General features: G+C 61.5%; 19 protein-coding genes. 17 read left to right on the top strand and 2 right to left on the bottom strand.

Annotated elements, in window-relative coordinates; all coding sequences use genetic code 11:
• The first annotated feature begins 1 nt into the window (after window position 1).
• The 8 genes from BRAS3843_RS07880 to BRAS3843_RS07845 all read left to right on the top strand — a co-directional run bounded on the left by BRAS3843_RS07880 (window position 2) and on the right by BRAS3843_RS07845 (window position 7764).
• A complete protein-coding gene (locus BRAS3843_RS07880; protein WP_008968275.1) occupies window positions 2–373 on the top strand; it encodes an MmoB/DmpM family protein in 372 nt (123 codons plus the stop codon).
• 106 nt (window positions 374–479) lie between these two features.
• Window positions 480–1502: an amidohydrolase family protein gene (locus BRAS3843_RS07875; protein ID WP_008968274.1), complete on the top strand. Its 1023-nt coding sequence runs from the start codon at window positions 480–482 to the stop codon at window positions 1500–1502.
• Window positions 1503–1506: 4 nt separating this feature from the next.
• Window positions 1507–2382, top strand: coding sequence for an iron-sulfur cluster assembly protein (locus BRAS3843_RS07870; RefSeq protein ID WP_008968273.1), 876 nt, complete (start codon window positions 1507–1509; stop codon window positions 2380–2382).
• Window positions 2383–2448: 66 nt separating this feature from the next.
• Window positions 2449–4080, top strand: coding sequence for a molecular chaperone GroEL (locus BRAS3843_RS07865; protein ID WP_008968272.1), 1632 nt, complete (start codon window positions 2449–2451; stop codon window positions 4078–4080).
• 167 nt (window positions 4081–4247) lie between these two features.
• Window positions 4248–4745 carry a hypothetical protein gene (locus BRAS3843_RS07860; RefSeq protein WP_008968271.1) on the top strand — a complete coding sequence of 166 codons (498 nt, stop codon included), beginning with the start codon at window positions 4248–4250 and terminating at the stop codon, window positions 4743–4745.
• A gap of 273 nt (window positions 4746–5018) precedes the next feature.
• Entirely contained in the window at window positions 5019–7064 is a 2046-nt protein-coding gene (locus BRAS3843_RS07855) for a sigma-54-dependent Fis family transcriptional regulator (protein WP_244425166.1), read from the top strand.
• A gap of 122 nt (window positions 7065–7186) precedes the next feature.
• Window positions 7187–7555, top strand: coding sequence for a hypothetical protein (locus BRAS3843_RS07850; protein WP_244425164.1), 369 nt, complete (start codon window positions 7187–7189; stop codon window positions 7553–7555).
• Complete coding sequence (locus tag BRAS3843_RS07845; RefSeq protein ID WP_244425162.1) at window positions 7555–7764, top strand: hypothetical protein; 210 nt, start codon at window positions 7555–7557, stop codon at window positions 7762–7764. The genes BRAS3843_RS07850 and BRAS3843_RS07845 overlap by 1 nt, the downstream gene beginning before the upstream one ends.
• An 81-nt stretch (window positions 7765–7845) precedes the next feature.
• On the opposite strand, the gene BRAS3843_RS07840 is transcribed toward BRAS3843_RS07845, so the two are convergent.
• Window positions 7846–8103: a hypothetical protein gene (locus BRAS3843_RS07840; protein WP_008968267.1), complete on the bottom strand. Its 258-nt coding sequence runs from the start codon at window positions 8101–8103 to the stop codon at window positions 7846–7848.
• Window positions 8104–8862: 759 nt separating this feature from the next.
• On the opposite strand from BRAS3843_RS07840, the gene BRAS3843_RS07835 reads away from it, so the two are divergent.
• Genes BRAS3843_RS07835 through BRAS3843_RS07815 form a run of 5 tightly spaced genes read left to right on the top strand, consistent with a single transcriptional unit; the run spans window position 8863 to window position 14387 of the window.
• Entirely contained in the window at window positions 8863–10014 is a 1152-nt protein-coding gene (locus BRAS3843_RS07835; protein WP_244425168.1) for an OpgC domain-containing protein, read from the top strand.
• Complete coding sequence (locus tag BRAS3843_RS07830; RefSeq protein ID WP_244425161.1) at window positions 10011–10853, top strand: Spy/CpxP family protein refolding chaperone; 843 nt, start codon at window positions 10011–10013, stop codon at window positions 10851–10853. Before BRAS3843_RS07835 ends, BRAS3843_RS07830 begins: the two co-directional genes overlap by 4 nt.
• A gap of 24 nt (window positions 10854–10877) precedes the next feature.
• On the top strand, window positions 10878–12905 hold the full coding sequence (locus tag BRAS3843_RS07825) for a 2Fe-2S iron-sulfur cluster-binding protein (RefSeq protein ID WP_035981087.1): 2028 nt from the start codon (window positions 10878–10880) through the stop codon (window positions 12903–12905).
• A gap of 1 nt (window position 12906) precedes the next feature.
• Window positions 12907–13611, top strand: a complete 705-nt coding sequence (locus tag BRAS3843_RS07820; RefSeq protein ID WP_008968263.1) for a hypothetical protein — start codon at window positions 12907–12909, stop codon at window positions 13609–13611.
• Window positions 13608–14387: a cytochrome c3 family protein gene (locus BRAS3843_RS07815; RefSeq protein WP_008968262.1), complete on the top strand. Its 780-nt coding sequence runs from the start codon at window positions 13608–13610 to the stop codon at window positions 14385–14387. Before BRAS3843_RS07820 ends, BRAS3843_RS07815 begins: the two co-directional genes overlap by 4 nt.
• 118 nt (window positions 14388–14505) lie before the next feature.
• On the opposite strand, the gene BRAS3843_RS40590 is transcribed toward BRAS3843_RS07815, so the two are convergent.
• Window positions 14506–14967: a hypothetical protein gene (locus tag BRAS3843_RS40590; protein WP_139024765.1), complete on the bottom strand. Its 462-nt coding sequence runs from the start codon at window positions 14965–14967 to the stop codon at window positions 14506–14508.
• Window positions 14968–15403: 436 nt separating this feature from the next.
• Here BRAS3843_RS40590 and BRAS3843_RS07810 point away from each other — a divergent pair, with 436 nt between their 5' ends.
• From BRAS3843_RS07810 to BRAS3843_RS07795, 4 genes are all read left to right on the top strand, one after another.
• Window positions 15404–16018, top strand: coding sequence for a sigma-70 family RNA polymerase sigma factor (locus BRAS3843_RS07810; RefSeq protein ID WP_008968261.1), 615 nt, complete (start codon window positions 15404–15406; stop codon window positions 16016–16018).
• 149 nt (window positions 16019–16167) lie between these two features.
• The gene (locus tag BRAS3843_RS07805; RefSeq protein WP_008968260.1) at window positions 16168–17118 is read left to right on the top strand and encodes a PDR/VanB family oxidoreductase; all 951 of its coding nucleotides are present in this window, start codon (window positions 16168–16170) and stop codon (window positions 17116–17118) included.
• A 17-nt stretch (window positions 17119–17135) separates the two neighbouring features.
• Window positions 17136–18476, top strand: a complete 1341-nt coding sequence (locus tag BRAS3843_RS07800; RefSeq protein WP_008968259.1) for a Rieske 2Fe-2S domain-containing protein — start codon at window positions 17136–17138, stop codon at window positions 18474–18476.
• Complete coding sequence (locus BRAS3843_RS07795; protein WP_008968258.1) at window positions 18473–18949, top strand: aromatic-ring-hydroxylating dioxygenase subunit beta; 477 nt, start codon at window positions 18473–18475, stop codon at window positions 18947–18949. The genes BRAS3843_RS07800 and BRAS3843_RS07795 overlap by 4 nt, the downstream gene beginning before the upstream one ends.
• Window positions 18950–18953 lie beyond the last annotated feature (4 nt).

Below are 18953 nucleotides of genomic sequence, written 5' to 3'. Positions count from 1 at the left end.
AATGTCAGTGGCATCACGAGCAGCGACCAATCAGAACATCTTTCACAAGATGAAAGACATCGTCTTCGAGCAGACAATCTCTCACCAGTGCGGCGTCACCATGAACGACAGCGTGGAAGCTCGCGCGATCGCGGAGTTCATGGCCAAGAAGCCAAATGTGACCGTGACCTACCAGCCGGCTCTGATCCGTATCGACGGTGAAGGCAAGCTGGTGTTCAAGATGGATGAGATCAGCGACATCCTTGGCAAGGAGATGACGGCCGAGATCTTCGAGGTGAACACGTCGACCCACTACGGCCGCATGGTGCGGATCGACGACAACACCGTGACGCTGTTCGGTAACATGGAGGAAGTGTTCGAATATATCGAGTGACGATGGCGTCCTCGCCTGGAGGGCGAAGCCGGGCATTCCCGAAGGCTCCGCCCTCGTTATCCATACCGATCAAAGCGCAGCATCACGAGCCTCGGAGGAGGACATCATGTTCGTAGCTCCCAACGGAGAGCAGGTCTTCGTCGTCGACGGGCACACCCATTTCTGGGACGGCAGCCCAGCCAATCAGCTCAACATCCATGGCAAGCAGTTCATCGATTGCTTCTATGCCTATCACACGTCGCTCAGCCCACCGGAAAAATTATGGCCGAAGGAGCAGTTCGAAAAGTACAGCGCCGAGCAGATGTACAATGATCTGTTCGTCGATGGGCCGGACGACATGGCGATCGTGCAGTCGACCTATCTGACCGAATTTTACAAGAACGGCTTCAACACGATCGATCGCAACGCGGAGATGGCGAAGCGATACAAGGACCGCTTTATCGTCAATGGGGCGTTCGATCCCCGCGACGGCGAGCGCGCGCTCGAATATATCCATTACATGAAGGAAACATTCGGCATCAAGGGTGTGAAGCTCTACACCGCGGAATGGAAGGGTGAATCGCGCGGTTGGAAACTGACGGATGCAAACGCTTACCGGTGCCTCGAGCTCTGCCAGAAGCTCGGCATTACCAATATTCATGTCCACAAGGGCCCGACCATCATCCCGCTCGACAAGGACGCTTTCGACGTGCACGACGTCGATCATGCCGCGACCGACTTCCAGGGGCTGAACTTCATCATCGAGCATTGCGGGCTGCCGCGGCTGGACGATTTTTGCTGGATCGCCGTGCAGGAGACCAATGTCTATGGCGGGCTCGCGGTGGCGCTGCCCTTCATTCACAGCCGGCCACGCTATTTTGCGGAGGTGATCAGCGAGCTCCTGTTCTGGCTCGGCGAAGACAAGCTGTTGTTCGGCAGCGATTACGCGATCTGGACGCCGCGATGGCTGGTCGAGAAATTCTGGAGCTTCGAGATTCCGGAAGATATCAGGAAAGAGCATGGCGTCGACCTGTCGCTGCAGGCCAAGCGAAAGATCCTGGGACTGAACGCCGCGCGGCTCTACGGCATCGACGTCGAGGCCCAAAAGGCCAAGCTCGATCAGCAGGTTCGAGTGGCAGCTGCCGAGTAGTCGCATGCGGAACAATCAGCAGGATGATCAACGGGTGAGCGAGGTGTGGGCACGCCTTGCTCTGGTGACGGACCCGGAACTCGACGAGCCTGTGACGGAGCTCGGATTCGTCGAGCGCATTGCCATCGATGATGCCGGAGCAGTCGATATCGATTTTCGACTTCCCTCCTTCTGGTGCGCGGCGAACTTCGCGTTCCTGATGGCCGACGACATGCGTCGTGCGGCGCTCGCACTGCCCTGGGTCCGGCAGGTACGACTTCGTCTGGAAGACCACATGGTGGCGGACGAGATCAACCGCGGGGTGGCGCTTGGCCTGTCATTCCAGGAGGCGCTGCGCGAGTTCGCACCGGGAGAGTCGTTGGAGGAGCTGCGGGAGACGTTCCGGCGCAAGGCCTTCCAGCGACGACAGGAGGCCGTGATCCTGGCTTTGAAGGACGCGGGATATGATGATCAGGCCATCACCGACATGGATTTGAAGTGGTTGGATCGCGTCACGCTGGGTAGCGCAGACGCGGCTCGCCACAAGCGGCGCTATCTCGAAATCCTGGCTGAACGGGGCCTCGCCGCTCATGCTGAGTCGCGTGTGTTCGTCACCTGGGCCGGGCAGCCGATCGAACGGCTCGAACTGGCCGCGCATTTGCGGAAGCTCAGGGGCGTCAGGATCAACATGGAGTTCAACAGCGCGCTCTGTCGAGGGCTGCTCGACGCGCGATACCGGCAGGGAGACGCGGGCGCCGGTCAGGCCGCAGCGGCGGACGGCGGGCATTGCGGAGGCTGTGGCGCGAGCTGCGGGAAGCCGCGGGTGACAGCACGATCGGAGCAAGGCGGAGTCGCTGCATCTTCGGTTGAGAGGATCGAGACGCTCCCTTTGGACGCATGAACAACGCGAGGCGGCGTCGTGCGCGCACGACGAAATAACCAATAGAAAGCATTCGGGAGGATAATCATGCCAAAGGCGCTGCTGCATGCGATCGAGGCGCGTCGTGCGCTCGCGAGAGGAGTCGAGAAGTTGGCGGCGGCGGTCGAGCCGACGTTAGGCCCGAAGGGGATGAATGCGATGGTCGACCGTCCCGTCGGCACGCCGATCGTGTCGCGCGACGGCGTCACCATTGCCTGCGAGATCGAGCTGCCGGACCGTTTCGAAAACATGGGCGCGCAAGTCGTACGCGAGGTGTCCATGCAGACCAACGAGGTGGCCGGCGACGGTACGACGACCGCCATGGTGCTCGCCAACGGGTTCATCCAGGCGGGCGTGACCGCGCTCGAGCGCGGCGCCAAGGCGGTCGATCTCTGCAAGGGGATCGACGAGGCGGTCGAGTTGGTGGTCGAGACGTTGAAGAAGAGCGCCGTTGAGGTTACGGACCGCAAGACCCTGCAGGCGGTCGCGACAATTGCGGCAACGGATGCCCATCTCGGAGCGTTGGTCGCCGAGGCTGTGGAACGTGTCGGCAAGGACGGGATCATCAGCTCAGACTATGGGCTTACGACCGAGACCACCCTCGAAGTGGTCGAGGGCATGTCGTTCGATCGGGGCTATATTTCGCACCACATGGTGACGGACGTCGAGAAGATGGAGGCGGTGCTCGACCGGCCGTACATTCTGCTCACCGACCTGAAACTCAGGAACCCCGCGGAGATTGCGGGCATTCGTGCGGCGGTCGAGGCGACGAAGCGGCCGCTCGTGATCGTCGCCGAGGAGATCTCGCCTGAGGTCGTCGTGACACTGCTGGGCGAGGGTAACCGAGGCAAGGTGCTGGTGGTTAATCCCCCCGATTACGGCCATTGGCGGAAAGCGATGATGGACGACCTCGCCATCATTACGGGCGGCCGGGTGATTGCGCGCGATCTCGGTGGCAAATTGGAAGAGGTCGCTCTGGAAGATCTGGGCACGGCGCGGCAGGTCAGGGCAAGTGCGCGCGAAACCGTGATCGTCCGTGGTGGCGGTAGCGAGCTGGCAATCGCGGCGCGGCGCCAGCAGGTGACCAGGCAATACGAGCTCGCCCCACCGAACATCGAGCAGGACAAGCTCAAGGAGCGACTGGCCAAGCTCTCCGGCGGCACGGCGATCATCTTTGCCGGCGGCGTTACGCCGGTCGAGCAGAAGCGGACCATCCAGCTGATCGACGATGCGCTCAGTGCGACGCGTGCCGCGGTGGAGGAGGGGATCGTCCCAGGCGGCGGCACCGCGTTGGCTCAATGTGCGCCGGTCGTGACCAGGATGCTCGGCAACATCAACGGTGATCTCGGTGCGGGCATCGGCCTGGTTCGCGATACGCTCTCGCGGCCGGCGGCCTTTATTGCCCGCAATGCCGGCCACAATCCCGAACGGATTGTGGCGGAACTGGTCGGAGCTCCAGCGGGGACTGGGTTCGACGCGGCCAGCGGCACCTTCACTGACATGATTGCTGCAGGAATCATCGATCCCGTCCGCGTGACCTACACGGCTCTGCGCAATGCGGCGTCGGTTGCTACCCTCGTTCTGACCACGAATACGCTGGTGGCCGACAGGCCCGAGTTCATCGATCCGACGGCTGGTCCGGCGCTCGGCGGCGGTGCCGAGAGGCTGGGGCGTGCGTGAGCGGCACTTAGGCGGAAGCACGTGCGGATGTGATGCCTCAGGATTCGCGATGAGCGAGTGACAAAAGAGTGGAAGGGACTAGACTGGGACAGTCCCGGCGATGATCAAGACAAGGGGAATCTAGCAACCCCCGCAGCCGTAACCGGAACAGGGTGGAGGAAACGTGTATGGTGGAGATCATCTCGAAGCGGGATGGACCCCGCAAGGAAGATGTTGCGGCCAAGGAGTTCATCCAGACCAACAGGGCGACGATCGACAAGATCGCGAACCAACTCACGGGCGGACGGTGGCAGGCGATGCGCAATCCGGTCGCTGCACCGCAGCCGGAGGCATCGGGCAAGCTGTGGTATACACCGCCCAGCAGGGCGTCTTCCGAAGTCTCGCCCTATGTGAGGATCAGCCTGAACGGGCGCATCGTTGTTGCTGATCTCGCATCGGGACGGCAGCTCCATTTCGTCGGAGAATTGCGAGGACGCGGCCCTGCACGGCGTCTCGCACTTGCAACATCACAAAATGGTTTGTTTGACCCGCTCGACAACCAGCTTCATGCTGCACTGGCAGACCTCGAAGGGCTGCACGTCCCGGATGAGGCTGCGGAAGAATGCCTGGAGCAGGAGGTAGCAATTCGGCTTGGCATCCAGGTGCTGTCGCGCGGTGGAGGATAATGCGGCCGATCGCGAGGTCCGATGAGTCTGACGCGCGCAGACACGACGTCACGAGCTTGAAGCGAGCGCCAGAAGCCGAGCTACAAATAACGATGTCGTGGCTCGGAGATGATCAGGCTTCGGCGGGCATGCGATGGTCGTTCGTATGATGTCATGGCGCCGGAGAATGGAAGCGACCGTTGCGGCAGTGGTCCAACCAGTCTGGATCATTGCGCCGGTGTCGTAAGGCCGGGCGGTCCGGCGGTGGGTGTTGCGATGTTGACGGATCTTCTCATGGCAAAGCCGCCATTTGGCTTCGACGGAAGTCACATTCCCGGCGACCAGGCGAGCGCCTGGGACGCGGATGAGGGGCATCCTTATAACGAGCGGCAGACCAGCAAGGCCTGGGAATCCTTTGTGACGTCGGGTGACCTCCGCAGGGGCGGTGCATCCGTGCGGGGCGTCATCGAGGAGTCGTGGCAACGCAGCGTACAGTCCGGCGTCGATGCGCGTTGTCGGGGCAGCAGTCTGATCGTCTCGGCTGACAATATCCACGAACTGCGCCTCAAGAATGAGGACCTGCTCAGCGCCAGCGCGAACACGCTGCGCCGAGTGGCCGAGGTCCTCGGCGACGCCGCCACCATGGTGGTCATTACTGACAGGAATGGCGTCGTTCTCGATGTCGGGGGCGATCAGCGGACGATCGAGTCCGGGCATGATATCCGCCTGGAGTTGGGTGCGGCCTGGGGCGAGGCGGTGACCGGGACCAACGGAATCGGCACCGCGCTGATCACGGGCAAACCGGTTCACGTCCACGCCGCCGAGCATTTTTCGGAAGGCATCAAAGCGTGGACCTGCGTCGGCTGCCCGATCCGCAGTCCGGTCGACGGAAGCATCATCGGCATCATCGATTTCTCCGGTCCGCAGGCGATCTTTCACCGACACAATGTAGCGCTGGCTGTGATCGCAGCGGGGCACATCGAGCTCACGCTGGCGGAAAGAATCCGCATCGAACGACTGCGCCTGCTCGAAGCTGGGCTGGAACGTTTGCCGGGAACGGGAAGCGCCGATGGCGTCGTGATTCTCGATCGCTTTGGTCGCGTTGTTCATCACAATGACATCGCCTCGACGCGCTGGAAGGCGGTGGCGCCGGCATCGGACCTGCGTGTCGGTGCCAGGCTTCTCGCAGATCGTGATGGCGTCGTACCAGCAGAGATCGCCAAGGATCTGCCCGAGGCGCTACGCGAGCAGCGGATCGAGCCGCTGGCGATCGACGGGGTGGCGCGAGGTGCGATGCTCGTACTTCCTGCGAAACCGCGGTCGCCAGCCGTCAAGACGGCAACTGGCGGGAGCTTGGCCGGGACGGCGGCCCGCGTCGCGATTGTCGGGCGCAGCGAGGCGCTCTTGCAGGCCGTGGACAGGACTGAGCGCGCTGCGCTGGGCAAGACGCCGATCCTGCTCGAGGGCGAGACCGGCGTCGGTAAGGAGCTGTTTGCCCGCCTGGTGCATGCCGTCGGCGCGAAGTCAGGCAAGGAGCCTTTTGTCGCACTCAATTGTGGTGCGGTCTCACGCGAGCTCCTCGGCGGCGAATTGTTCGGGCATGCTCCGGGGGCATTCACAGGAGCCACGCGCGAAGGACGGCCCGGGCGATTTGAGTTCGCACATGGCGGCGTGCTCAGCCTGGACGAAATCGGTGAAATGCCGCTCGAGCTGCAGCCTTATCTGCTTCGGGTGCTGGAAGAGCGCGCCGTCTGCCGGCTCGGCGAGTCGAAGCTGCGACCTGTCGACGTCCGTCTGGTCGCATCGACCAACCGAAACCTGAAGCAGGAGGTGGCCGACGGGCGGTTTCGCAAGGATCTCTATTTCCGCATCGGCGCGGTCAAGATCACGATTCCCCCGCTTCGGGAGCGTGCCGGTGATGTCGAGATTCTGGTGGATCACTATAATTGTCAGTTCGCCGGGTCCTACAATCGCGAGCCGCTGCGGTTTGAGCGGGAATGTCTTGATTTCCTGCAGCACTACTCTTGGCCGGGGAATGTGCGGGAATTGCGCAATCTGGTCGAGACCCTGGTGCTGATGTCGGTCGGCGATCCGGTGACGCTCAAGGATCTGCCGGAAGATATGTTTGAAGCGGACGCTCCCGCGACACCCGCGAAGCCGTTGTCTGAGCGTAAGGCTGCCCCGGACGACGAAGTGGCTCGGTTCGACGAAATGGAGCGGCGCGCAATCGAACGCGCGCTCGCCGCTGCGGGTGGCAACGTCACCGCCGCTGCCGAGAAGCTGGGCGTGTCCCGCAGCACGCTGTATCGCAAGCTGCATCAATATCGATCGAGGCCGTGAGCGAGTGGCCGAGCCCCAGGATGAGCGACGTGCCGCACCGAGGACAGGTCCGGGAAGGGGCGAGAGCCGCCGGCCTGGTCGCGTCGGAGCTTCTGGCGCGCGCCGATCGTGATTTCGCTTTCGTGCTGCGCGTGACCGGCGAAAGCCAGACCATTCTGGTCGAGCATTTCGTCGGGTTCATCGAACGTGAGCTCGGAGGACGTGGCATTGTCTACGGCGCCCATCCACTGCTGCGTCCGTTTGTCGAAACCCATGCCCGCGAACTCGCCGATTTCGTCTTGCATGGTCTGAGCCTTGATCATCAGTTCGGCTTGCAGGCGATCGAGACGTTCTCGGGTGACCCGCTCCGGCTGCTTCGGGTTGACCTTTGGGACTCTCTGCAATCGCACATCGCATATGCGGAGCGAGGATTTGTATCCGGTGTCGGAGGGCTGCAGCGGATCATGACCCAAATCGAGAGCGCACCATCAGAAGCGAAGGACGGTGCGTAGTGCTTGACAAGAATCGAAGGGAGGACCCGATGACAGACGCAGGCGCATCAGCGGAGCAAGAGAGCAAGGACCAATTCTTTAAGGAGCTCGCAGAACTCTCCGAACGGATGATCGCCGCGCATGGCAAGGACTTCTCAATGGGAGCGCTGGTCCTCGCCGCAAGATTCATCGCGGCGAACAAATCAACCATGCCGGCGGACGCGACATAGCATGGGCCCCGATCAGCTCATCTGCCTGTCCGAACGGAGCAGGCAGTGACCCCGCGTGCTTACGGGGCCACAGCTCGATCATCATTGCGGCTTCTTTGGCCCCATGTGATGGGGGACCTCGGTCTTCGGTCCGCCCTCGTAGTGATGGCTGCCGCCTGAGCCGCTGTTGGACCCGGCGTCGCTCTCCTTTTTGCCCATGTGGTGCGGGACTTCGGTCTTCGGTCCGCCCGAGTAATGATGGCCGTTCTGTTCATCGGAGGTGTTGGTCTGCGCTATTGCAGGCAGCGTGATGAAGGTCATGGCCGCGGCAGCGGCAATAACAAATTTGTAGCGACGCATTCTGGTTTCTCCTGTTTGAATTTGTGCAAGCAGCAATCAAGTCCCGGTGGCTTGATTGAGCAGCAACAAAACCCGAGAGAAGCCGGCGCTGGTTGAGAAAGATCAAACGTCACCACGCGTGCTTCCGTGCGCCGATGCGCAGATCGTTGCGCTTGCTGCGGGTGACGGAAAATCTCGATCTTCTTACAAAAATAAATTCCATTCTTCGTGGGAAGTCGAGAGCGGCATTCATCGGCCAGAATCTCCGCATTTGCGGCGGCGTCTGTCGCGAAGACCAAGTCGAGCTCACCATCTCGTCGTGCAATCGCGCCTGAGAGGGGACCGAATGACCTGTTATTGATCGCGCCGGCGCCGCCTGCGACGGGGACGGCCTGCATTTCTTACTCAATCCGAGCGTCGCGCTTGCCGAAATTTCACTATTTTGCGCAGCGAGGCTGTTGTCGGTTCAACGAGAGATATTGCTGAGAGACGCAACGGTGTGGACCGTATTGAGGACGGCGGCCGCCTCGGTTCATTACTCGACTGAGCTACAAAAAGATTTGGCTAGCGCGTCGTGGCTATTTGATATCCGTCAAACAAGCATCAATGACGCGACTTAGCGTGCCGCGCCAGTGAACGGCGAGCAAATCGCAAAGCGATCGAAACCCTCAATGCATGTCGCAGAATGGAGGATCCCCTTTGACTGACGAGACTATCGGTCATGTCTCCGGCCGGCCCCTGCAGGTCGCGTTTCTCCTGCGCCGTCGTATCTGGGAGACCATCACGATCAGGTCGGTGCTGGTGAAGCCGGAGCGCGACATCCGGCTGGATCTGTTTCGTGGACTGGCAAACTGGTTGATCTTTCTCGGACACATTCCGGATTCGGTGCTCGCCTGGTTCACGACGCGAAACTACGGCTTCAGCGACGGCGCTGATCTCTTTGTGCTGATCTCGGGCTACACGGCGACCTTCGTCTTCGGCAACATGATGATGGAGCGCGGCTTTGTCATCGGTGCAACAAGGCTGCTGCGGCGGGTGTGGCAGCTCTATGTGGCCCACCTGCTGCTCTTCGTACTCTATCTCACCGGTGTGCACTATGTCGCCCACCGGTTCGACGAACTTCACCTGATGGATCAGTTCAACGTTGCCCCGCTGATGAAGTTTCCAGTCGAGACCCTCGCGCAGGGCCTGATCCTCAAGTTCAAGCCGCTTAATCTCGATGTGCTGCCGCTCTACATCGTGCTGATGGCTGCGTTCCCGATCGTCCTCTGGTTCATGCTGCGGTGGCGCAATGCGGTGATGATCGGCTCGATCGGCCTCTATCTGGCGGTCAGGCATTATGGCTGGAACTTGCCGTCCTATCCGGCCGGCGTTTGGTATTTCAACCCGTTTGCCTGGCAATTGCTGTTTGTGTTTGGAGCCTGGTTGGCGTTGGGAGGGGCCGCGGCGAGCCGGTGGCTGCTGTCATCCCGCACGCTCTTCATCCTGAGTGCCGGGTTTCTGCTGTTCGCGCTCGCGATGACGCTGGCTGAGCGCATCCCGGAGCTGCGTGAGTACGTTCCCGATGATCTCGCCGGCGTGTTCATTCCAAACGACAAGACCAACCTGGGCCCTTACCGGGTCGTTCATCTCGCGAGCCTGCTGTTGATCGTGGTCTCGCTCGTGCCAATCGATTGGCCGGGTTTGAAGTCGCCGTTGCTGCAGCCGCTGATCAGATGCGGCCAGCAATCGCTGCCTGTGTTTTGCGTCGGCCTCTTTCTCTCCTTCGTCGCACACTTTGTGCTCGAGTTCGGATCGGAGGGAGTTTTGGCGCAGCTTATGGTGGGCGCCGCAGGCCTCTGGATCATGACGATCGTCGCCTACTACCGAACCTGGTCCAAGCGCGTCGACAGAAGCCATTCGCCCGGGGGAAGCGTGGAGGTGAGCGGATGATGGCTTTTGAGAGACAAGCACGCGTAAGAGTCGCAGGCGCCGCGCGTCTATATGCCTTGATCCGTACCGACCGAAACTCACCGCCGGATCAAAGAGCGGATGACCATCCGTATCAAAACTGGAGAATGACCATGGACCACCGGAGAAATGTTGTTATGAGCGCGGCGCTTGCCGTTCTCGTTCTGGCGCCGTTCGGGCTGGCATCGGCGCGCGCCACCGATCGTGTGCAGCTCGCGATGATGGACGACGACAAGATGTCGAAGAAATCCGATCCAAGCGCCAACATGAACATGGGACAGCCCAGTGGCCAGCCGAACGCCATGGGCGGCGGTATGGGCGGCGGTCGCATGAACGACGATAAGATGAAGATGCAGCCGCAAAGCCAGATGCGGGACTGCCAAGGCGCTGGCTGCCAGGAAGGCTCCAACATGATGCAGATGATGCAAATGATGGAGAAGATGATGCGCGGCCAGATGAACCCGTCCGCCGGCGGCAATGCGGTGAGCGGCCCGGCTGACGTGACGGAACGCCTTGAAGGAAGGATCGCCTTCCTGAAGGCCGAGTTGCAGATCAACGACGGGCAGATCGCCGACTGGAATAATCTGGCGGATGCGCTGCGTTCAAGCCGGCAGCATCTCCTGGAAGCGCGTAAGATGGTCGCGATGGATGACAGGCTGGGGAGCATCGATCGGCTCGACCATTACGAGCGACATCTGTCCGAGCGTCTGGAGGCGATCAAATCAGCTCGCTCGGCCTTCACGCGGCTGTATGCGTCGCTGAACGAGAGCCAAAGACAGACCGCAGACGCGGTCCTGCTGTCTCTGATCGCCACGTTCTGACGGCCGTTTGCGGAAGCAGAAGCCATGTCTGGATTCGGATCGCATTTTCAATGTCGACATGGCCTCTGTGTGTTCGCCCTGCTGATGGGAGCGCTGGCAGCCAACGCCGCGCTCGCATCGGACGTGCGGTTCGATGCAAAGCGCTCTGCCCGGCAGGCCGACGGAAGCTGGCAGTCGGCTCAGGCGGAGGAGGGACACTCGGCGCACCATCCCGAAGCCTCCGGCTCGGGCAGTGATGCGCCGTCGCAGTCGGACGGATCGGCCGGTAACCATGCGGCCGGTGCGCCGTCAAGTGGCGATGCGACGGGCATGATGAGCGGAATGGGCGACATGATGGGGAGGCCGCGCAAGGAGTTCTACCCGTCATTGATGGACATGCCGGCGCTATCCGCCGAGCAACGAAAAAATCTGGAATTCCGGGCGCGTGGATGGATCAACGGCGAGGTCGATCGTATCTCGGAGTCGGAAATGGACCTGCGCCATGCCATCGCCGCAGGCGATATTGTTGGCGCAGATCGGGTAGCGAGCCGGATTCGCGACTCGCTCAATGGGGTGCAGAGCGGCGTCACCGTGCTGCGATCGCTGAACGAAGGAAGGTCTCCCCAACAGATTGCGCAAAGCTGGCTCAAGGAACAGATGAACCTGCCGCCTCAGCCTGCTGTGGTGGACGCGGACGGCATGTTGGGAATTTCCTGGTTTCACGTGACCACTATGGCGCTGCTGGCGATCTTCTCGTCGGGGATGCTCGCCATCCATATGGCGCGCATGCGTCGCGCGAATGCGCTTGTTGATCGATTGACGCGCGGGCCCGTGCCGGTGTCGCCCGCTTCCATGCCGGCGATCGAGATACCGGGCGCCAGTGGGGCAGGACGTCATCCAGACGCAAGGGCGGGCGTCGCGCCGGCCCGACAAACGGCAGAGGCGCGTTCTCCAGAGCCGAGCCCTCATCGCGAGCCGGCCAAAGCGAGCGGACCCTGGAAAGGCAAGCTAAGGGTCTCTGCGATCTATCGGGAGACCCCGAACATCAAGACGTTCCGTCTGCAGGTCCCAGATGGTGGCGCGATTCCATTTTCATTCTTGCCGGGCCAGTTTCTGACCTATGCCATCGAGATCGGCGGAAAGGTTGTCAGGCGTTCCTATACGATCGCGTCGTCCGCCGCACAGACCGCCTTTGTGGAGACCACGATCAAGCGCGAAGACGGTGGACTGCTGTCTGACTACATGCACGGCAATGTGAAGACCGGAGACCTCCTGGAGGTCATGGCCCCCTCGGGAGCCTTCACCTTCACCGGGGTCGAAGCCGACAGCGTGGTCCTGATCGGCGGCGGGGTCGGCATCACCCCGCTGATGGCGGCGATCCGCTATCTCTCCGACATCGCATGGTCTGGCCAGATCTATCTGGTCTATGGCGCACAGACGACCGAGCAATTCATCTTCCGTGACGAGTTGGAATACCTGCAGAGGCGAATGAATAATCTGCACGTCGTCGCGACCATGGCGCGGGCATCCGGCACATCATGGATGGGAAGTGAGGGCCGGATCACGGCCGACTTTCTGAGACGGGCGGTGCCGGACCTGGTCAAGCGACGCGTTCATCTGTGTGGTCCACCGGGGATGATGGAGGCCCTCAAGACGATCCTCCGCGAGCTCGGGGTGCCGTCCGAACAGATCAGGACAGAAGCGTTCGGACCCGCGCGTGGGGCCGTTCCTCCGCCAACGAGCATCGCTGCCGGGGCGCAAACGGCCGAGTCTGCGGCGCGCGGCCAGGCCGCTGTCGCCATCGGTCCGGCGACTGCGACTATCCGCTTTGCGACCTCAGGCAAGGTCGCGGCACTGCCTCCGAACAGGAGTGTTCTCGAGGTGGCCGAAAGCATCGGTGTGCCAATCGACTATTCGTGCCGCGCCGGCATCTGCGGGATCTGTAAGACACATCTGCTGGAGGGGCGCGTCACGATGGAAGTCCAGGATGCCCTGACCGAGGACGACAAATCGGGGGGCATCATCTTGGCGTGCCAGGCCAAGTCCGTCGAAGATCTGGTCGTCGAGGCTTGATATGAGCGAAAAGCAGCGCCTGATCGTCGACATCGTTCTGGCGAGCCTGTTGCTGTTTGTACCGGCCTTCCTGCTTCACTCGGATGGCAGGTTTGCAGGGAGCCTGGCGGGCTTTGTCCTTGGCTCCTGCGCGGCCGCATTGCTCCTTCTCCTTCTCGTATACCCGGTCATGAAATACGGCGGGGCCTTGAAGGCGTCAGTCACTCGGCGGATGTCGATGCGGACGCTTTTGACTTTGCACGTTCATGGCGGAATTCTCGCAGCGTTCTTCGCGTTGCTGCATACCGGGCACAAGTTTCAAAGCCCGCTCGGCATCGCGCTCGTGATCAGCCTGTTGATCGTCGTCGTGACCGGATTTGTCGGTCGCTACTACCTGCCGCAGACCGCAGCGGAGATCCGCGAACAGCAGTCTCACCTTGCCGTCTTGCGATCGTCCTACGAGCGCACGGCCGCGCATCTGTCTTCACGCGAAGCCGCGGCTTTCGGCGACTCCGGCACGCACGACTTCGTCTTGCAGAACGTACCGCTGTTGCAGCTCGTCGATGGCATTTCCGACCTTGAATCTGCGATCGGGTCGAGCGAAACGATCAAGAAGATCTTCATGCCATGGATCGGGGGGCACGTGATCGCCGCGATCGTCATGTATGCGCTGCTTGCTCTCCATGTTTCCGCCGAGTGGTACTATGGTCTGCGGTGGTTCGCGTGAGCATTCGCGGCCCGCTGTATTCTATCGTCGCCACATTGGCGGTCGTCGGCGCTGCAGTCGTATCGGTCAGCCTCTATCGGGGCGGTTCTCAGGCCGTGTCGGGTTGGACGAGCGTCGTGACGCCCGGGCCGCTTTCCGCAAAGCATGCATTTCTGTCCGGGCGGTGCGAAGGCTGCCATACGCCTGTCAAAGGCGTCGATGCGGCCTCCTGCATTGCCTGTCACGCGCCGTCCGCGAAGGAGCTGGGCAAGCAATCGACAGCCTTCCACGGGGCGGCAGGGATGCTATGTCGTGGTTGCCATCTCGAGCACACCGGGAGTGCACGTCCGACCAGGATGGACCACGCTTCGTTAATGCTAGCCAGTAGGCCTTCTGGGGATCTGGAGCAGTCTGCGTGGATCTTCGCCGATCAGGTGATCGTGGATCTGAAAGAGTTTGTCGGCGTGCCGAAATCGGAAGATCGGGAAAAGGCGGAGCTCGATTGTGCCGGCTGCCACGGCAACCGGGAGCCGCATCGCCGACTATTCGGGCGGGAATGCGGCGGCTGCCACGAACTCGGCTCCTGGAAGATCGCCGGCTTCCTGCATCCCTCACCGACGTCAAAGGACTGTGCGCAATGCCATCAGGCGCCGCCCAGCCACTATATGGAGCACTTCGTCATGATGGATCGCATGATCACGGGCCAGGAGCACGCATCGGTCGATCAATGCTATTTGTGTCACAGGACTGACTCCTTCAACGAGATCAGGGGCATTGGGTGGATGAAGCATCATTGACGATACGCACCGCATTTGATGCAAGTCGGCCTGAGCCACATCTGTGTCGGGCAGAGATCGGACGGGCGACGGCGATTGGTGTAATTCATTACAGCTGCACCATAAGTTTTCTATAGATTCAATTTAGCGCTACCGAAGGTTGGACGATCACGCCGACTGCAAATTTCGCGAGGCGCACCACGCGCACTTCGCTGTCAGCTCGATCTGTCTTGTTTTTTTGTTGGCCGCTGCTGCAACCGGAGCTATACGTTCCGGATTGGCAGCGGGTGAAGAGATGATTGGCTTGAGAAGGCCGAGGCGCAGATGGTGGGGATGGCTTGTTGTCGTCGCCTATCTGCTTGCGTCGATGACGCCGTCTCTCGCGGGCTCGGTTTTTCTCGATGCATTGGTCCCATGCGAGCACGGGGCAGGCGCATCTGGAGATGCGCACCAACACGATCAGGCCGATGCTCGATCGGATGTGGATTCGCATGACGCTGCGATGGCTGATGACTGCGACGACGACGAACAGGATCAGCCCTGTAACCGGCATGCGACCTGTTGTGGTTCGGTGCTGTGTTTTAGCGCGGTTCCACCGCATGGCCCCTGGATCGTCCCGTTCGTAGCACCGCAGACACGCTGTGAGGCGCAGGCCGACAGCATCGGCAACGACGGCGCGCCCCGCCGTCACTACCGGCCTCCCATCGCCTGAGACAGCTCCCGCGTATCGAGCCGCCTCGCGCTATCGCTGCGCGCGGATAGTCGCGTCTCGTTGCCTCCCGGGGGGATCACGATGCCCATGCCGATGATCGCAAGGGACGCGATCGCACGCGCTGGTGGCTGAACGGCGGAAAAATGATCACCCGGCGCACCGAAGCGCAGCTAGTCGCGGTGCCACGCGTCGGGCGCGACGACAACTGTCGTCGCCGTTGTTCGGGAGTCCTCCCGTTCATTCAAGCATGACAACGCTGGCTCTCTCCGACCCGCTCGGCCGGAAGGAAGCGATCTGAGGAATGTCAATGCAAGGACGATGCGCCATGAAATCATCAAACGAAACGCCGGAGCCGGTAGCCGGTTGTTCGGAAGCATCGGATGCGATCGTTCGTGCCGCTCTTGTTGGGAGCTACGGCCGTCTTCGCAGCTATCTGCAGCGCCGCTTTGTAGGGCAGGCGGAAGCCGACGAGGTGCTGCAGGCGTTCATGTTGCGGGCGCTGGAGCGCTCCGGCGACATCCGTGACGCGGACTCGGTCCGCGGATGGCTCAGCCGGGTGCTTGCGACCACCATCGCCGACCATCACCGTCAGAGCTCGAAGAATAGAATACGGGAGATACCGTTCCCGAACGAACTTAGCGATCGTCTTGCCGCCGACCAGGACGGCACGGTGGATGCCGCCGCCTGCGAGTGTCTCTATACCCATCTCTCCCTGTTGAAGGCGGAGCATGCCGAGGTCATCAGAAGACTGGATCTTGCCGGCGAGCCCAGGGAGCAGGTCGCAGCGGATCTCGGAGTGACCGTGAACAATCTGACCGTCCGCCTTCATCGCGCGCGACAGGCTCTGAGAGAGCGTCTCGAGCAAATGTGCGTGGTATGTCTTGAGGACAGCTTCTGGGAGTGCCGCTGCGCCGACAATCGGGGCAGAACTCCGCCCTAGATGGTCGCCCCCTGCAGGCGGTGGCGGATCGCGCACCGTAATGCGCTGGGCCTCGGACCGCCATCCGAGCCCTCTTCCCGTGCCGACGATTGACAGACAAATATTACACGTCTAAAAATATGCAAATTCATATAATTCGAGATGCCTGAATGGACACGCATCCGCTCAAGCTTGAGGTGAGATCGTATGCCGCGGAAACGCCGCTCATACGGCGCCTCGTCTTCGGCGTGGAGGGCGGCGTGGTGCCACGATGGCAGGCGGGCGCGCATATCCGCGTGGCGCTGCCGAACGGAGGAGACCGGCCGTACTCGCTGATGGCTTTGCCGGGCCTTCCCGAGGGGGCGCTGGCGCTCGGGGTGCTGCGCGAGGTGGCTTCGACCGGTGGCTCGCAGTTCATGCACACGCTTAAGATCGGCGACGTCGTGACAGCAAGTGCGCCGGTCAACAATTTTCATCTGCACGTGGGAGCAGCGCCGGCGCTGCTTCTTGCCGGCGGCATCGGTGTCACGCCGATCCTGTCGATGGCGGCGGAGCTCAAGGCCCGTGCAACTCCGTTCCGCCTGCATTATGCAGGCCGTGCGCCAGGACTGTTGCCGTTCCTGCCGCAGTTGCAGGAGATTTGCGCCAAAGAGCTGTCCGTTCACTACGACAGTGACGAGTCCCGTCTGGACATTGCAGCGGCGCTCGGGGATGCTGCCGCAAACTCCCACATCTACGTCTGTGGTCCGGGGGGGATGATCGAGGCGGTGAGGGCAGCCGCGCTCGCCAAGGGCATCCCGGCGGACCGCATCCACTACGAACTCTTCAAAGCGGAGCAGGCGTCCTCGCCCGACATGCCGTTCGAGGTCCAGATCAACTCGACCGGGCAGGTCGTCAGCGTCGCAGCAGGTCAGACCATCATCCAGGCGCTGGAGGCGGCGGGTCTCGATGTGCTCTACGACTGCCAGCGCGGCGATTGCGGCGTCTGCCAGTGCGGCGTGATCGCAGGCGTGCCCGACCATCGCGACGTCATTCTCAGCGAGGACGAAAAAGCATCCAACAAGGTCATGCAGATCTGCGTGTCACGCGCGAAGTCGGAACGTCTGGTGCTGGATTTGTGAGGAAGGCGAGGGACGCCATGGCGAAATACAGAAGGAATGCCCACGCGGTTGCGGCGCTGGTGCGCGAGGCCGAGGTTCACCGCGACGTCTATGTCGACCCCGAGATCTTCGAGCTCGAGATGGAGCACCTGTTCCCGAACAGCTGGATCTATGTCGGGCATGCAAGCCAGTTGTCCAAGCCTGGCGATTTCATCACTGCCAATATCGGCCGCCAGCCGGTCCTGGCGAGCCGCCATAGCGACGGCTCCATCCACGTGTTCTACAATCGCTGTCCGCACAAGGGCGTGAAGATCGCTTCCGAACCCTGCGGCAACACCGGAAAATTCTTCCGTTGCCCGTATCACGCCTGGTCTTTCAAGACCGACGGCTCGCTGCTCGCGATCCCGCTGAAGAAGGGCTACGAGGGTACCGGCTTTGGCGATACCCAGGCGAATGAGGGCCTGTCGAAGGTCAGGAACGTCGTTGTCTATCGTGATTTCATCTTCGCCCGGCTCAACGACAGCGGCCTCTCCTTCAAGGACTATTTCGGCGAAAGCCTTTCGACGATCGACAACATGGTCGACCGCTCGCCGGACGGCAAACTCGCCGTCATGGCCACCCCGATCCGCTACATGCACACCTGTAATTGGAAGATGCTGGTCGAAAACCAGACCGACACCTGCCATCCGATGGTCGCGCATGAGAGCTCGGCCGGCACTGCCGTCAAGGTCTGGAAGCGCGAACAGGGCGAGGCTACGGAAGCGCCGATGGCGGTGCAGCTCTATGCTCCCTTCATGAGCCCTTACGAATTCTACGAGCAAAGCGGCATCAGGATCTGGCCAAACGGCCACGGTCATACCGGCGTCAACAACTCCATCCATTCGAACTACGCGGGCATCCCGGGCTATCTCGACCAGATGGTCGCGGCGTACGGAGAGAAGCGGGCCCTCGAGATTCTCGGCGAGGTCCGGCACAACACCGTGTATTTCCCGAACATCATGGTCAAAGGTGCTGTCCAGATCCTGCGCAACTTCATCCCGATTGCGGTCGACAGGACGCTGGTCGAGAGCTGGGTCTATCGCCTGGTCGGCGCACCCGACAAACTCTACGAGCGTGCGTTGATGTACAACCGCTTCATCAACGCGCCGACGTCGATCGTGGGTCACGACGACCTGGAGATGTATGAGCGGGCGCAGGAAGGGCTGACGACCAACGGCAACCAATGGGTCAACCTGCAGCGGCTCTATGAGGCCGGCGAGCAACCGGACGCGACTGCCGTCATCAACGGCACCTCCGAGCGCCAGATGCGGAACCAGTTTCATGCCTGGGTGAAGTTCATGACCATGGACATGGATCAGCACGTCGAGGCCGCCGAATGATCAGCGAGAAGACCATCACGGATTTCATCTATCGAGAGGCGGAGCTTCTCGACACCATGCAATGGCAAGGGTGGCTCGATCTGTTTCACCCCGAAGGGCGATACTGGATGCCGCTCGAGTGGCAGCAGCAGGATCCGGTGCTGCAGCCGTCGTTGATGTACGAGGACCTGCTGCTGCTCAAGGTGCGGGTCGAGCGCCTGGCCGGCGAGCGGACCTTCAGCCAAAAGCCGAAGAGCCGTTGCCACCATCTTCTTCAGGCGCCGCAGATCGTGGCATGCGACGCGACTGCAGGGGTCTTCAAGGCACGGACCTCCTATATCTATACCGAGACGCGTGGCGACGCGCTGGAGCGCTATTCGGGATGGGTCTCCCATGATCTCGTCCAGGTCGGCGACGACCTCAAGATCAAGCTCAAGCGGGTCGATCTCGTGAATTTTGACGCGCCCTTCGGCAACATCCAGCTCTTCATGTGAGTGC

The organism is Bradyrhizobium sp. STM 3843 (assembly GCF_000239815.1).
In the GTDB taxonomy this organism is placed as follows: Bacteria; Pseudomonadota; Alphaproteobacteria; order Rhizobiales; family Xanthobacteraceae; genus Bradyrhizobium.
Note: the sequence above shows the minus strand (reverse complement) of the source record. Positions and strands in the feature narration are given on the sequence as shown.